Origin of the sequence: Citrobacter sp. CK189, assembly GCF_030333505.1 — a bacterium.
GTDB lineage: Bacteria > Pseudomonadota > Gammaproteobacteria > Enterobacterales > Enterobacteriaceae > Citrobacter_B > Citrobacter_B koseri.
This window is the reverse complement of record NZ_JAOWFV010000032.1, coordinates 1-12656: the sequence shown is the minus strand read 5'-3', so window position 1 is coordinate 12656 and position 12656 is coordinate 1. Positions and strand designations below refer to the sequence as shown.

Genomic DNA, 12656 nt, shown 5'->3' with positions numbered 1-12656 from the left:
AACGTCTATTATTATAGACAGTTAACGACCCAGGAGGCGAAGCGATGAACAAGGTTGCTCAATATTACCGTGAACTGGTGACGTCATTAAGCGAACGCCTGCGTAATGGCGAACGCGATATTGACGCGCTGGTGGAACAGGCGCGTCAGAGCGTAATGAAAGCAGGGGAGTTAACGCGAATCGAGGTGGACGAACTGACGCGCGCCGTCAGACGCGACCTGGAAGAGTTCGCCATGAGCTACGAGGAGAGCCAGGAAGAGGAGAGCGACAGCGTCTTTATGCGGGTGATTAAAGAGAGCCTCTGGCAGGAGCTGGCGGACATCACCGACAAAACGCAACTGGAGTGGCGCGAAGTGTTCCAGGATCTCAATCACCACGGGGTCTACCACAGCGGCGAGGTGGTCGGCTTAGGCAACCTTGTGTGCGAGAAGTGTCATTACCATTTAGCGGTGTATACGCCGGATGTACTGCCGCTGTGCCCGAAATGCGGCCACGACCAGTTCCAGCGCAGACCGTTTGAGCCGTAATCGGCAGTGCCGGATGGTGATGCGAAGCGTCTTATCCGGCCTACAAATTGTACGCTGATGTAGGCCGGATAAGCGTTAGCGCCATCCGGCTGGTTATGATGCGTAGAACGCCAGCCTCTCCGCCAGTAAATCCACAAAGCCCTGCCGGTCGATATCGACCATCACCGTCGCATTCGGTTTATTGCCCGTCAGGAAGTAATAATCCACGACCGTCATTCCCTGGGTGTATTTCCCCTGAGTCTCCACGCCGACCCAACGTTCAACGGTGGTGAAAAGCTCGGGTTTTAGCAGCCAGGCGATGGTGCAAGGGTCATGCAACGGCGCGCCGATAAAGCCCCACTTTTCGTCTTTGTGATATTCGAGGAAGAAATCCAGCAGCTCTGCCACGATCGTGGAAACAGGATTGCCTATCGCCCGGAAACGCTCGGTATCTTCAGCGTGAATCTGCGCCTTGTGCGTTACGTCCAGCCCGGCCATCACCATGGGAATCCCTGACTGGAAAACAATCTCTGCCGCCTCGGGGTCAACGTAAATATTGAATTCTGCCGCTGGCGTCCAGTTACCTAATCCCATCGCGCCGCCCATGATCACAATACGGGCGATTTTACGGTGCAATTCTGGATGGCTGTTCAGCAGCAAGGCGACGTTGGTTTGCGGCCCGGTGGCGACGATGGTTACCGGTTCCGGGCTTTCGCGCAGGGTTTTCGCCATCAGCTCAACGGCGGTGCAGGTCTGCGGCGCAAATGACGGCTCCGGTAGCGCCGGGCCGTCCAGTCCGCTTTCGCCGTGTACGTTATCGGCGATGATCAGATCGCGCATCAGCGGTTTTATCGCGCCGCCCGCGACAGGAATATCGGTACGCCCCAGTAGCGTCAGCATACGCAATACGTTACGCAGCGTTTTGTCAGGCGTCTGGTTACCGGCGGAAGAGGTGATCGCTTTCACATCCAGTTCAGGCGATGCGAGGGCGAGAACAATTGCGATGGCGTCGTCATGACCTGGATCGCAATCAAAAAGGACTGGAAGTGCCATTGTTGCTCCTTGTAAGTGGTACTTTGTGACAAGGGTAACGCCGGGATGAGTGCGATTCGAGATATGAAGAGATAAAGCGTGATATGGCGCGCACTCTGTCGTGCGCGCCGAAAGGATTAATGCAGGATCTTCGCCAGGAAGTCTTTGGCGCGATCCGATTTCGGGTTGGCAAAGAACTCCTCTTTCGGCGAGTCTTCGACAATTTTCCCCTCGTCCATAAAGATCACCCGATTGGCCACCTTACGGGCAAAGCCCATTTCGTGGGTGACGACCATCATGGTCATCCCTTCGTTTGCCAGCTCGACCATAACGTCCAGCACTTCGTTGATCATTTCAGGATCGAGTGCGGATGTTGGTTCATCAAACAGCATAGCGATAGGGTCCATGCACAGCGCGCGCGCGATTGCCACACGCTGTTGCTGCCCGCCGGAAAGCTGCGCCGGGAACTTATTGGCATGGGCCGAAAGTCCTACGCGCTCAAGCAACTTCTGCGCTTTTTCACGGGCGGGCGCTTTGCCGCGTTTGAGCACTTTCACCTGCGCCAGCGTCAGGTTTTCAATGATCGACAGATGTGGGAATAGTTCAAAGTGCTGGAACACCATTCCGACCCGCGAGCGGAGCTTCGCCAGATCCGTTTTTTTGTCATTCACTTTGGTGCCGTCAACGGTGATTTCACCCTGTTGCACCGGTTCCAGTCCGTTCACCGTTTTGATCAGGGTCGATTTACCGGAACCCGACGGGCCGCAGACTACCACCACTTCACCTTTTTTCACTTCCGTGGAGCAGTCGGTCAGCACCTGAAAGTGACCATACCATTTAGAAACATTTTTCAGGGTAATCATTAAACTGTCCTTTTCTTCAAATAGCTGACCAACAACGACGCGCTCAGGCTGATAACAAAGTAGACGGCACCGGCAAACAGGATCATTTCGACCTGCGTACCATCACGCTCGCCAATGGTGGTGGCGGTGCGGAAGAAATCCGCGAGGCTTAACACGTAAACCAGGGAGGTATCCTGGAACAGTACGATACCCTGGGTAAGCAGCAGCGGCACCATCGCACGGAACGCCTGCGGCAGGATGATGAGCTTCATCGACTGCCAGTGGGTCATCCCCAGCGCCAGCGCAGCGCTGGACTGCCCGCGTGAAATGCTCTGAATACCCGCACGGATAATCTCCGAGTAATACGCCGCTTCAAACATGGAAAACGCGACCATCGCTGAAATCAGGCGAATATCCGTTTTGGGCGAAATACCCAGTACGTCCTGCAACAGCCCCGGCACAATCAGGTAGAACCATAGCAGCACCATCACCAGCGGGATGGAGCGGAAAACGTTGACGTAAGCTTTCGCAAACCAGGCGACAGGGGCGAAACTTGAGAGACGCATTACCGCCAGAATAGTGCCCCAGAGAATCCCGATCACCACGGCGGTGACGGTAATTTTCAGGGTGATCACCAGCCCGGCCAGCAAGTACGGCATGGAAGGAACGATCGAACTCCAGTCAAACTCGTACATTATTTGCCTCCCATATTGCCAGGCAGGCGGACTTTACGTTCCACCAGATTCATCACCAGCATAATGACGGCATTAATCAGCACGTAGGCCAGCGTAATCGCGGTGAACGACTCCCAGGCGTGGGCGGAGTAATCCAGCAGCTTGCCCGCCTGCGCCGCCATATCCACCAGACCAATGGTCGATGCGATGGCGGAGTTTTTCACCAGGTTCATCATTTCCGAGGTCATCGGCGGGACAATCACCCGATAGGCGTTCGGTAGCAGAACATAACGATAAGCCTGAGGCAGCGTCAGCCCCATCGCCAGCGCAGCGTTTTTCTGCCCGCGAGGCAGCGACTGAATCGCGGCGCGTACCTGCTCGCAGACGCGCGCAGCGGTAAACAGCCCCAGACAGATCATTGATGAGAGGAAAAATTGAATGTTCGGGTCCAGTTCCGCCTTGAACCACATGCCGATATTTTCCGGCAACAGCTCAGGCACGACCAGATACCAGGTAAAGAACTGAACAATCAGCGGGACGTTACGAAACAGTTCCACGTAAAGCGTCCCCATTCCCGAGAGGAAGCGGTTAGGTACAGTACGTAAAATGCCGAATAACGAGCCGACGAGGAAAGCAATAATCCAGGCGGTGATGGATAACGCGACGGTGACCTGGAAGCCGCTCCAGAGCCAGCCGAGATACGTGGTGTTGCCGAACGGGGCTTGTTGTAAAAAAATCCCCCAGTTCCAGTCTATTGACATAAATCTACTCCAGAAAAAAAAGGGTAGCAGCGCTACCCTCGAAGATTGTTATCCAGCGTTTTGCGGTTTTCAGGCCTGATGGGGAACGACCATCAGGCTTATAGTCTGTCCGTGCTGAATGACAATCGAGAGGGCAAGGAGATCCCGCCCCATTTATTTTAGTTAGTTAAGTGCTTTGTCATTCGGTTCTTTGAACAGCGCCTTCATCTCGTCGGACAGTTCGAAATTCATGTTCAGGTTTTTCGGCGGGATTGGGTTTTTAAACCACTTATCAAACCATTTTTCCGCTTCGCCTGAGGTTTGCACCTGGGCAATCGTGTTATCTACCAGCGTTTTAAACTCAGGATCGTTTTTACGCAGCATACAGCCGTAGGCTTCCTGAGATTGCGGCTTACCGACGATCTCCCAGTTGTCTGGTTTTTTGGCTTTCGCACGTTCACCCGCCAGCAGGGCATCATCCATCATAAAGGCGACGGCGCGACCGCTTTCCAGCGTACGGAAGGAGTCGCCGTGGTCTTTCGCGCTGATAATGCGCATATTCATTTTTTGTTCTTCATTCAGCTTGTGCAGCAGAATTTCAGAGGTGGTACCGGAGGTGACCACGACCGCTTTTCCTTTCAGGTCCGGGAAGTCTTTAATATCGCCGTCTTTTTTCGCCAGCAGACGCGTACCGACGATGAAAATGGTGTCAGAGAACGCAGCTTGTTTCTGGCGTTCGACGTTGTTGGTGGTGGAGCCACATTCAAAGTCGAAGGTTCCGTTTTGCAACAGTGGAATACGGTTCTGGGAGGTAATTGGGATCAGCTTCACCTGCAGGTCAGGTTTGTTAAGCTTTTTCTTCACGGCTTCAACGATGGCGTTGGAGTAGTCCTGTGAATAACCGACCACTTTTTGCTGGTTGTCGTAGTAAGAGAACGGCACGGAGGACTCGCGGTGGCCAACGACGATAATGCCATTCTTCGCGATTTTATCCAGCGTACTGCCCGCCGCCGGCGCGGCGTCTTCCGCGTGTGCCAGACCGGCAGACATTCCCATGACCAGCATTGCTGTGGCTAGCTTACGTAATTGCATATCCAACTCCTTTATCGTCTGCGCCATCGACGCATTGATACCCATTGTGAGTGTTTGTGTTGTTATCGTCTGCAACTTGAGCGTGCAGTGTTATGCGTGTTTGTTAACATTTAGTTTGGCTGAATGTAAAGATTTTGCTGCTTTATTGTTTATTTTTGCGAAGTGCGCCGCACCGTTTAGAGGCAAAAATCTTTCATTGCACTGTTTGGGTGCTACCGATGATCGATATTGGTGCGACCAGGTTGCACATATAGCCAAAACAAGGTTTACCTTGTTTAACAAAGCAATAGGCGTGCCAGAATGGAGGGATATAGCCAGGCCGGGTAAGACGCATCGCGTCTTACCCGGTAATAAGGGAGATTATTTACGGCGCTGACGCAGGCTCATCACCACGGCGCCAAAGCCCATCAGCGCGGTGAGCAACCATAACGGCCAGTTGCCGGTACGGGCATAAGGCGTTAAACCACGGGTTGGCGTAACGTGGGTGGTCAACACGTCGCGGGTAAACTGCGGGATCATCGCCTGAATTTCACCCTGCGGACCAATGACTGCCGTAATGCCGTTGTTGGTGCTGCGCAACAGCGGGCGCGCCAGCTCCAGAGAACGCATTCTCGCCATCTGGAAGTGCTGCCACGGGCCGATAGATTTTCCGAACCAGGCGTCGTTAGAGATGGTCAGCAGATAGTCAGTGTCCGGGCGGAAATTGTCCCGAACCTGTTCACCCAGAATGATTTCGTAGCAAATCGCCGCCGTCAGTTTAAAGCCATGCGCATGCAGCTGTGGCTGTATGTACGGCCCACGGCTGAATGAGGACATCGGCAGGTCAAAGAACGGCGCTAACGGGCGCAGAATCGACTCCAGCGGCACGAACTCGCCAAACGGCACCAGGTGGTTTTTGTTGTAGCGATTGCTGGAATCGTAGCTGTACGGGCTGTCTTTACCCAGCGTGATAATCGTGTTGTAGGTGTCGTAGCGGTTCTGCTTGTTCAGACGCGCATCGACGATGCCGGTAATCAACGTGCTGTTTTTGGATTTCAGCAGATCGTCCATCATGCCCAGAAAACGCTGCTGATTAATCTCCAGATCGGGAATGGCGGACTCTGGCCAGATAATCAGTTGCGATTTACCCATTTCCGGTTGGGTGGCGTCGAGATAGATTTTCAGCGTATTGATAAGCTGACTCTCATCCCACTTCAGCGATTGGGGAATGTCGCCCTGAACCAGCGAGACCTGCGTGGTTTTTTCCGGCTCCAGCGTATACCACTGGATGTAACGCAGCGGGAAGGGCAGGGCAAATAACACCAGCGCGGCGACCAGAGGACGCCAGTTGCGGGTAACTGCCGCCAGCACCAGCAGGCCGCTGACCATCATCAGCAGGAAGTTGATGGCCTCAACGCCCATCACCGGCGCCAGCCCTTTTAGCGGGCCGTCAATCTGGCTATAGCCGAACTGTAGCCACGGGAAGCCGGTCAGTACCCAGCCACGCAGAAACTCGGTGATTTGCCAGACTACGGGGGCGGCGATCGCCACGCGCAGCCAGGTGGTTTTCGGCCACAGACGCGACAGAATACCGGCAAACAGGCCCGTGTAGAGGGAAAGGTATGCGGCAAGCAGCACCACAAGGAAGACGTTTATCGGGCCGGGCATACCACCGAACTGCGCGATACTAACGTAGACCCAGTTGATGCCGGAGCCAAAGAGTCCCAGCCCCCAGAAGTAGCCGATAGCAGCCGACTGGAGCGGGCGGCGGTGTAAGGTTAACGCCTGTAGGCCCATAAGCGAGATAAGCGCGGCGGGCCAGACGTCATACGGAGAAAAAGCCAGCGTTCCGCAGGCGCCGAATAATAACGCCAGCAGCAGGCGAATGCGCTGGCGTTCAATCAGTGAGGCAAATGCCATTTAGTCTTTAGTCCACTTTTGGTTTTATTCGTCCAGTTTAGGCTGGGGCGAGTCATCCGGTATTCTGACATGAACCTGAATAATACGACGGCTGTCGGCCATAGCGACTTTGAACTGGTAACCATCAATGTCAATGGTCTCACCGCGCGCAGGTAGATGACCGAACGCCTGCATCACCAGACCGCCAATGGTATCGACCTCTTCATCGCTGAAGCTGGTGCCGAAGGCTTCGTTGAAGTCTTCAATCGGTGCGAGAGCGCGAATGGTCCAGGTGTGGCGACTGAGCTGACGGAAGTCGATATCGTCTTCTTCATCATACTCGTCTTCAATTTCACCCACGATCAGTTCGAGAATGTCTTCAATGGTCACCAGACCCGACACCCCGCCAAACTCGTCGATAACGATCGCCATATGGTAACGCTGGGAGCGGAACTCTTTGAGCATGCGGTCAACGCGCTTACTCTCCGGGACAACAACGGCCTGGCGTAACACTTTTTCCATGCTGAAGGCTTCGGCATCGCTGCGCATAAACGGCAGCAGATCCTTCGCCATCAGAATCCCTTCAATGTGATCTTTGTCTTCGCTGATGACCGGGAAACGCGAGTGTGCTGACTCAATGATGACATCAAGGCACTCATCCAGCGTCTGGTTGCGTTTCAGGGTAATCATCTGGGAGCGGGGGATCATGATGTCGCGAACGCGCTGGTCCGCAATGTCCATCACCCCTTCGAGCATATCGCGCGTATCTTCATCGATAAGGTCGTTCTGCCCGGAATCACGGATCAGCGCCAGCAGTTCGTCACGGTTTTTGGGTTCACCGTGGAAAAGTTGGCTCAGTAACAGGGAAAAAAATCCCTTTTTGCTGTTTAACGTGTCACTACTGTGTGAATTGTCGTCGCTCATGGCGTCGTATGGGTTCTCATGTTGGTTAATAGGTCGCTCGTCATGCATATACTTAACGGCTGACGGCATGTTTGTTCATCGTACTTAGTCTTTCTCGGAAATGTACGGGTCCTCATAGCCCAGAGCAAGCATAATCTCTGTTTCGAGGGCTTCCATCTCTTCCGCTTCATCATCTTCGATATGGTCGTAGCCCAGCAAATGCAGGCTGCCGTGCACGACCATATGCGCCCAGTGGGCCTCCATCGGCTTATCTTGCTCTTTCGCTTCTTGCTCCACCACCTGGCGGCAGATGATCAGATCGCCCAGCAGCGGCATCTCCATACCTGGCGGCGCTTCAAACGGGAAAGAGAGCACGTTGGTTGGCTTATCTTTCCCGCGGTAGGTCAGGTTAAGATCGTGGCTTTCGGCTTCATCCACCAGGCGAATCGTCACTTCTGATTCTTCCTGAAACTGTGGGATCACCGCATTCAGCCACGTCTGAAACTGGCTCTCTTCCGGCAGGCCGGAATGGTCTTCACATGCCAGTTGTAAATCGAGGATCACCTGACTCATTTTTGTTCCTGCTCCTGCTCCTGCGCTTCACGCTTACGTTCTGCCGCCAGCGCTGCCTTGCGTTTTTGCTCCGCTTCTTCCCAGGCTTCATAGGCGTTAACGATACGGGCAACCACCGGATGGCGCACCACGTCTTCGCTGTGGAAGAAGTTAAAGCTGATCTCTTCGACTTCCGCCAGCACTTCTATCGCATGGCGCAGGCCAGACTTCGTGTTGCGCGGCAGGTCAATCTGCGTGACGTCACCGGTAATAACCGCTTTCGAATTAAAGCCGATACGCGTCAGGAACATCTTCATCTGTTCGATGGTGGTGTTCTGGCTCTCATCGAGAATAATAAAGGCGTCGTTCAGCGTACGACCGCGCATATAGGCCAGCGGCGCGACTTCAATGACGTTGCGCTCAATCAGCTTTTCTACTTTCTCGAAGCCGAGCATCTCAAACAGCGCGTCGTACAGCGGGCGAAGATACGGGTCGACCTTCTGGCTCAGGTCGCCTGGCAGAAAGCCCAGTTTTTCCCCGGCTTCCACCGCCGGACGGGTCAGCAGAATACGACGAATTTCCTGACGCTCAAGAGCGTCCACGGCAGCGGCAACGGCGAGGTAAGTTTTCCCCGTACCGGCAGGGCCAACGCCGAAAGTAATGTCGTGATCGAGAATGTTGGCGATGTACTGCGCCTGATTCGGCGTGCGCGGCTTAATCACGCCACGCTTGGTTTTAATATTTATCGCCTTGCCATAGTCAGGAACGCTCTCCGCGCTTTGTTCCAGCACGCGCGCTTCTTTAATCGCAAGGTGGATTTGTTCCGGCTCGATGTCCTGAATCTGACCGCGCATCGGGGCGGTATCGACGTACAGGCTGCGCAGGATATCTACCGCGGCGGTGACGCAAATCGGGCGACCGGTCAGCTTAAAGTGATTGTCACGACGGTTGATCTCGATGCCGAGACGGCGTTCCAGTTGTTTGATGTTGTCGTCAAACGGGCCGCAAAGGCTCAACAGACGGGCGTTGTCTGCGGGCTCAAGGGTAATTTCGCGAGTGTCTATGTTCAAACTGTTCCTCTTATGCCTGAGTCGCCGGAAAATGAAAATTCACCGGCAGATAAGGAAATTATTCACGCCACAGGATAAAGGCGCAAGCATTGCAATGAAGATGGGGGCGTAGGGGGGAATTACAAGGCCTGTCTGTTATTTGCCGGATGGCGGCACAGGTGCCTTATCCGGCCTACGAACCATATTGTGCCGTAGGCCCGATAAGTGCAGCGCCATCGGGCATTTTTTCGCTTTTCAGCAGGATTAAGGCTGGTAAAAACCGACGCCAATCTCGTTTTCTTTACGGGTACGGGCAATGACTGACTCCGGCGTTTCAGCCACGCGCAGCCCCATCTCATCTTCGGTGCGTACAACCTTGCCGCGCAGAGAGTTGGTGTAGACATCGGTGATTTCCACATCCACAAACTTACCGATCATCTCCGGGGTGCCTTCAAAGTTCACCACGCGGTTATTTTCGGTACGGCCTGACAGTTCCATAATGCTCTTACGCGAGGTGCCTTCCACCAGAATACGCTGGACGGTGCCGAGCATCCGACGGCTCCAGGCCATCGCCTGCTGGTTAATACGCTCCTGTAGAATATACAGACGCTGCTTTTTCTCTTCTTCCGGCACATCGTCAACCATATCGGCCGCCGGTGTTCCCGGACGCGCCGAGAAGATAAAGCTGTAGCTCATGTCGAAATTGACGTCGGCAATCAGCTTCATGGTCTGTTCGAAGTCCTGAGTCGTTTCGCCAGGGAAGCCAACGATGAAGTCCGAGCTGATTTGAATATCCGGGCGCGCCGCGCGCAGTTTACGGATGATCGCTTTGTACTCCAGCGCCGTGTGGGTACGCCCCATCAGATTCAGTACGCGATCCGCGCCGCTCTGTACCGGCAGGTGCAGGAAGCTCACCAGTTCCGGCGTATCACGGTAAACTTCGATGATGTCGTCGGTGAACTCGATCGGGTGGCTGGTGGTGAAGCGGATGCGATCGATCCCGTCGATGGCGGCAACCAGACGCAGCAGGTCGGCAAAGGAGCCGGTGGTGCCGTCGTAGTTTTCACCGCGCCAGGCGTTAACGTTCTGACCGAGCAGGTTGACTTCACGCACGCCCTGAGCGGCAAGCTGGGCGATCTCAAACAGGATGTCGTCAGACGGACGGCTGACCTCTTCACCACGGGTATACGGCACCACACAGTACGTGCAGTATTTATTACACCCTTCCATGATGGAGACAAACGCGGTCGGGCCTTCCGCACGCGGTTCCGGCAGGCGGTCGAACTTCTCGATTTCCGGGAAGCTGATGTCCACCACCGGGCTGCGGTCGCCACGAACGGAGTTGATCATTTCCGGTAAGCGGTGCAGCGTTTGCGGGCCAAAAATAATATCGACATAGTGCGCACGTTGACGGATGTGGTCGCCTTCCTGGGAGGCCACGCAACCGCCGACGCCGATAATCAGGTCCGGGTTCTTCTCTTTTAAGAGTTTCCAGCGGCCTAATTGATGGAAGACTTTTTCCTGAGCCTTCTCGCGGATTGAGCAGGTATTCAGCAGCAGCACATCCGCTTCTTCCGCGACCTCGGTCAGTTGATACCCGTGGGTAGCATCCAGCAGATCGGCCATCTTCGATGAATCGTACTCGTTCATCTGACAGCCCCAGGTTTTAATATGGAGTTTTTTGGTCATCGACTTGCTCTTGCGAAATAGTGGCTGAATTGCAGGGCGCATAGTGTAATGCTTTGGCGCGGTTGTGACCAGTATGACGCTTATCAGCCCTTAGAGGTAAAAAATCCTGTAAACTTGTCTTATCAACGTAACAGGATGAGTGACCATGACAAATCAACCAACGGAAATTGCCATTGTTGGCGGGGGGATGGTCGGTGGCGCGCTGGCGCTGGGACTGGCGCAGCATGGATTTACCGTCACGGTGATTGAACATGCTGAGCCTGCGCCGTTTGTGGCCGACAGCCAGCCTGATGTGCGTATTTCAGCGATCAGCGCGGCGTCGGTGTCGCTGCTTAAAGGCCTGGGCGTCTGGGATGCGGTGCAGGGGATGCGCAGCCATCCGTACCGTCGTCTGGAAACCTGGGAGTGGGAAAACGCCCATGTGGTGTTTGACGCCGCCGAGCTTAAGTTACCGCTGCTTGGCTATATGGTTGAGAATATCGTGCTGCAACAGGCGCTGTGGCAGGCGCTGGACGCGCACCCGAAAGTGACGCTGCGTGCGCCTGCTTCACTGATTGCGTTGCATCGCCACAATGATCGACATGAGCTGGAGCTGGCGGATGGTGAGCGTCTTACCGCAAAACTGGTGATCGGCGCTGACGGTGCGAACTCGCAGGTACGACAGCTGGCGGGGATTGGCATTCATGCCTGGCAGTATGCTCAGTCCTGTATGCTGATTACCGTACAGTGTGAGAACGATCCCGGTGACAGCACCTGGCAGCAATTTACGCCAGACGGCCCACGGGCCTTTTTACCGTTGTTCGACAACTGGGCATCGCTGGTGTGGTATGACTCACCGGCGCGTATTCGCCAGTTGCAAAACCTGAGTATGCCGCAGTTGCAGGCGGAAATTATGCAACATTTTCCGCCGCGTTTGGGGGCGGTCACACCGGTTGCGGCAGGCGCTTTTCCGCTGACGCGCCGCCATGCGTTGCAATACGTACAGCCTGGTCTGGCGCTGGTGGGGGATGCGGCGCATACCATTCATCCATTAGCCGGGCAGGGGGTAAACCTGGGGTATCGTGATGTGGATGCGCTGCTGGATGTGTTGATCAGCGCCCGCAGTCATGGCGAGGTCTGGGCCAGTCACCAGGTGCTGAAACGCTATCAGACGCGCCGTATGGCGGATAACTTCATTATGCAAAGCGGGATGGATCTGTTCTATGCCGGTTTCAGCAATAATCTTCAGCCGCTGCGCATCATGCGTAATATTGGATTGATGGCGGCAGAGCGCGCAGGCGTGTTGAAACGTCAGGCCCTGAAATATGCGTTAGGGTTGTAGGATGTTCTGTGCCTGATAGCGTTGCGCTTATCAGGCTTACACCGCCCCCCGGCGCGCCGAGCAGAAAAGCAAAAAGCTCGCCGAAGCGAGCTTTTTTAATGTGGCTGGGGTACGAGGATTCGAACCTCGGAATGCCGGAATCAGAATCCGGTGCCTTACCGCTTGGCGATACCCCAATGGTTGGGTTTTTGCGTTCGTCATCCGAACGTCTTTCAAATTTGGCTGGGGTACGAGGATTCGAACCTCGGAATGCCGGAATCAGAATCCGGTGCCTTACCGCTTGGCGATACCCCAAGAATTTGGTGGCTACGACGGGATTCGAACCTGTGACCCCATCATTATGAGTGATGTGCTCTAACCAACTGAGCTACGTAGCCA

Annotated in this window: 12 protein-coding genes and 3 tRNA genes; 2 read left to right on the top strand and 13 right to left on the bottom strand. The window is 54.7% G+C overall.

Annotation, left to right across the window (positions count from 1 at the left end):
- The first annotated feature begins 44 nt into the window (after positions 1–44).
- Positions 45–527, top strand: a complete 483-nt coding sequence (locus OGV83_RS01555) for a zinc ribbon-containing protein (RefSeq protein WP_012133343.1) — start codon at positions 45–47, stop codon at positions 525–527.
- Positions 528–620: 93 nt separating this feature from the next.
- Here OGV83_RS01555 and rihA read toward each other — a convergent pair whose 3' ends face one another.
- From rihA to miaB, 10 genes are all read right to left on the bottom strand, one after another.
- The gene (gene rihA, locus OGV83_RS01550; protein ID WP_199971362.1) at positions 621–1559 is read right to left on the bottom strand and encodes a pyrimidine-specific ribonucleoside hydrolase RihA; all 939 of its coding nucleotides are present in this window, start codon (positions 1557–1559) and stop codon (positions 621–623) included.
- A 116-nt stretch (positions 1560–1675) separates the two neighbouring features.
- Positions 1676–2401 (bottom strand): glutamate/aspartate ABC transporter ATP-binding protein GltL, encoded by a 726-nt coding sequence (gene gltL, locus OGV83_RS01545; protein WP_012133341.1) that lies wholly within the window; start codon positions 2399–2401, stop codon positions 1676–1678.
- A complete protein-coding gene (gene gltK, locus OGV83_RS01540) occupies positions 2401–3075 on the bottom strand; it encodes a glutamate/aspartate ABC transporter permease GltK (protein WP_012133340.1) in 675 nt (224 codons plus the stop codon). Before gltK ends, gltL begins: the two co-directional genes overlap by 1 nt.
- Positions 3075–3815: a glutamate/aspartate ABC transporter permease GltJ gene (gene gltJ / locus OGV83_RS01535; RefSeq protein WP_012133339.1), complete on the bottom strand. Its 741-nt coding sequence runs from the start codon at positions 3813–3815 to the stop codon at positions 3075–3077. The genes gltK and gltJ overlap by 1 nt, the downstream gene beginning before the upstream one ends.
- A 162-nt stretch (positions 3816–3977) precedes the next feature.
- Entirely contained in the window at positions 3978–4886 is a 909-nt protein-coding gene (locus tag OGV83_RS01530; protein ID WP_286463050.1) for an amino acid ABC transporter substrate-binding protein, read from the bottom strand.
- Between the two features lie 360 nt (positions 4887–5246).
- On the bottom strand, positions 5247–6785 hold the full coding sequence (gene lnt / locus OGV83_RS01525; RefSeq protein ID WP_110494537.1) for an apolipoprotein N-acyltransferase: 1539 nt from the start codon (positions 6783–6785) through the stop codon (positions 5247–5249).
- Between the two features lie 24 nt (positions 6786–6809).
- A complete protein-coding gene (gene corC / locus OGV83_RS01520) occupies positions 6810–7688 on the bottom strand; it encodes a CNNM family magnesium/cobalt transport protein CorC (RefSeq protein WP_024130542.1) in 879 nt (292 codons plus the stop codon).
- 84 nt (positions 7689–7772) lie between these two features.
- Positions 7773–8240, bottom strand: a complete 468-nt coding sequence (gene ybeY, locus OGV83_RS01515; RefSeq protein ID WP_286463049.1) for an rRNA maturation RNase YbeY — start codon at positions 8238–8240, stop codon at positions 7773–7775.
- Positions 8237–9289: a PhoH family protein gene (locus tag OGV83_RS01510; RefSeq protein WP_286463048.1), complete on the bottom strand. Its 1053-nt coding sequence runs from the start codon at positions 9287–9289 to the stop codon at positions 8237–8239. Before OGV83_RS01510 ends, ybeY begins: the two co-directional genes overlap by 4 nt.
- A gap of 243 nt (positions 9290–9532) precedes the next feature.
- Positions 9533–10957, bottom strand: a complete 1425-nt coding sequence (miaB, locus tag OGV83_RS01505) for a tRNA (N6-isopentenyl adenosine(37)-C2)-methylthiotransferase MiaB (protein WP_024130541.1) — start codon at positions 10955–10957, stop codon at positions 9533–9535.
- 145 nt (positions 10958–11102) lie between these two features.
- On the opposite strand from miaB, the gene ubiF reads away from it, so the two are divergent.
- Entirely contained in the window at positions 11103–12278 is a 1176-nt protein-coding gene (ubiF, locus tag OGV83_RS01500) for a 3-demethoxyubiquinol 3-hydroxylase (protein ID WP_286463047.1), read from the top strand.
- 101 nt (positions 12279–12379) lie between these two features.
- On the opposite strand, the gene OGV83_RS01495 is transcribed toward ubiF, so the two are convergent.
- The 3 genes from OGV83_RS01495 to OGV83_RS01485 all read right to left on the bottom strand — a co-directional run bounded on the left by OGV83_RS01495 (position 12380) and on the right by OGV83_RS01485 (position 12655).
- A tRNA-Gln gene (locus OGV83_RS01495) sits at positions 12380–12454 on the bottom strand.
- Between the two features lie 43 nt (positions 12455–12497).
- Positions 12498–12572 (bottom strand) — tRNA-Gln (locus tag OGV83_RS01490).
- 6 nt (positions 12573–12578) lie between these two features.
- A tRNA-Met gene (locus OGV83_RS01485) sits at positions 12579–12655 on the bottom strand.
- Position 12656 lies beyond the last annotated feature (1 nt).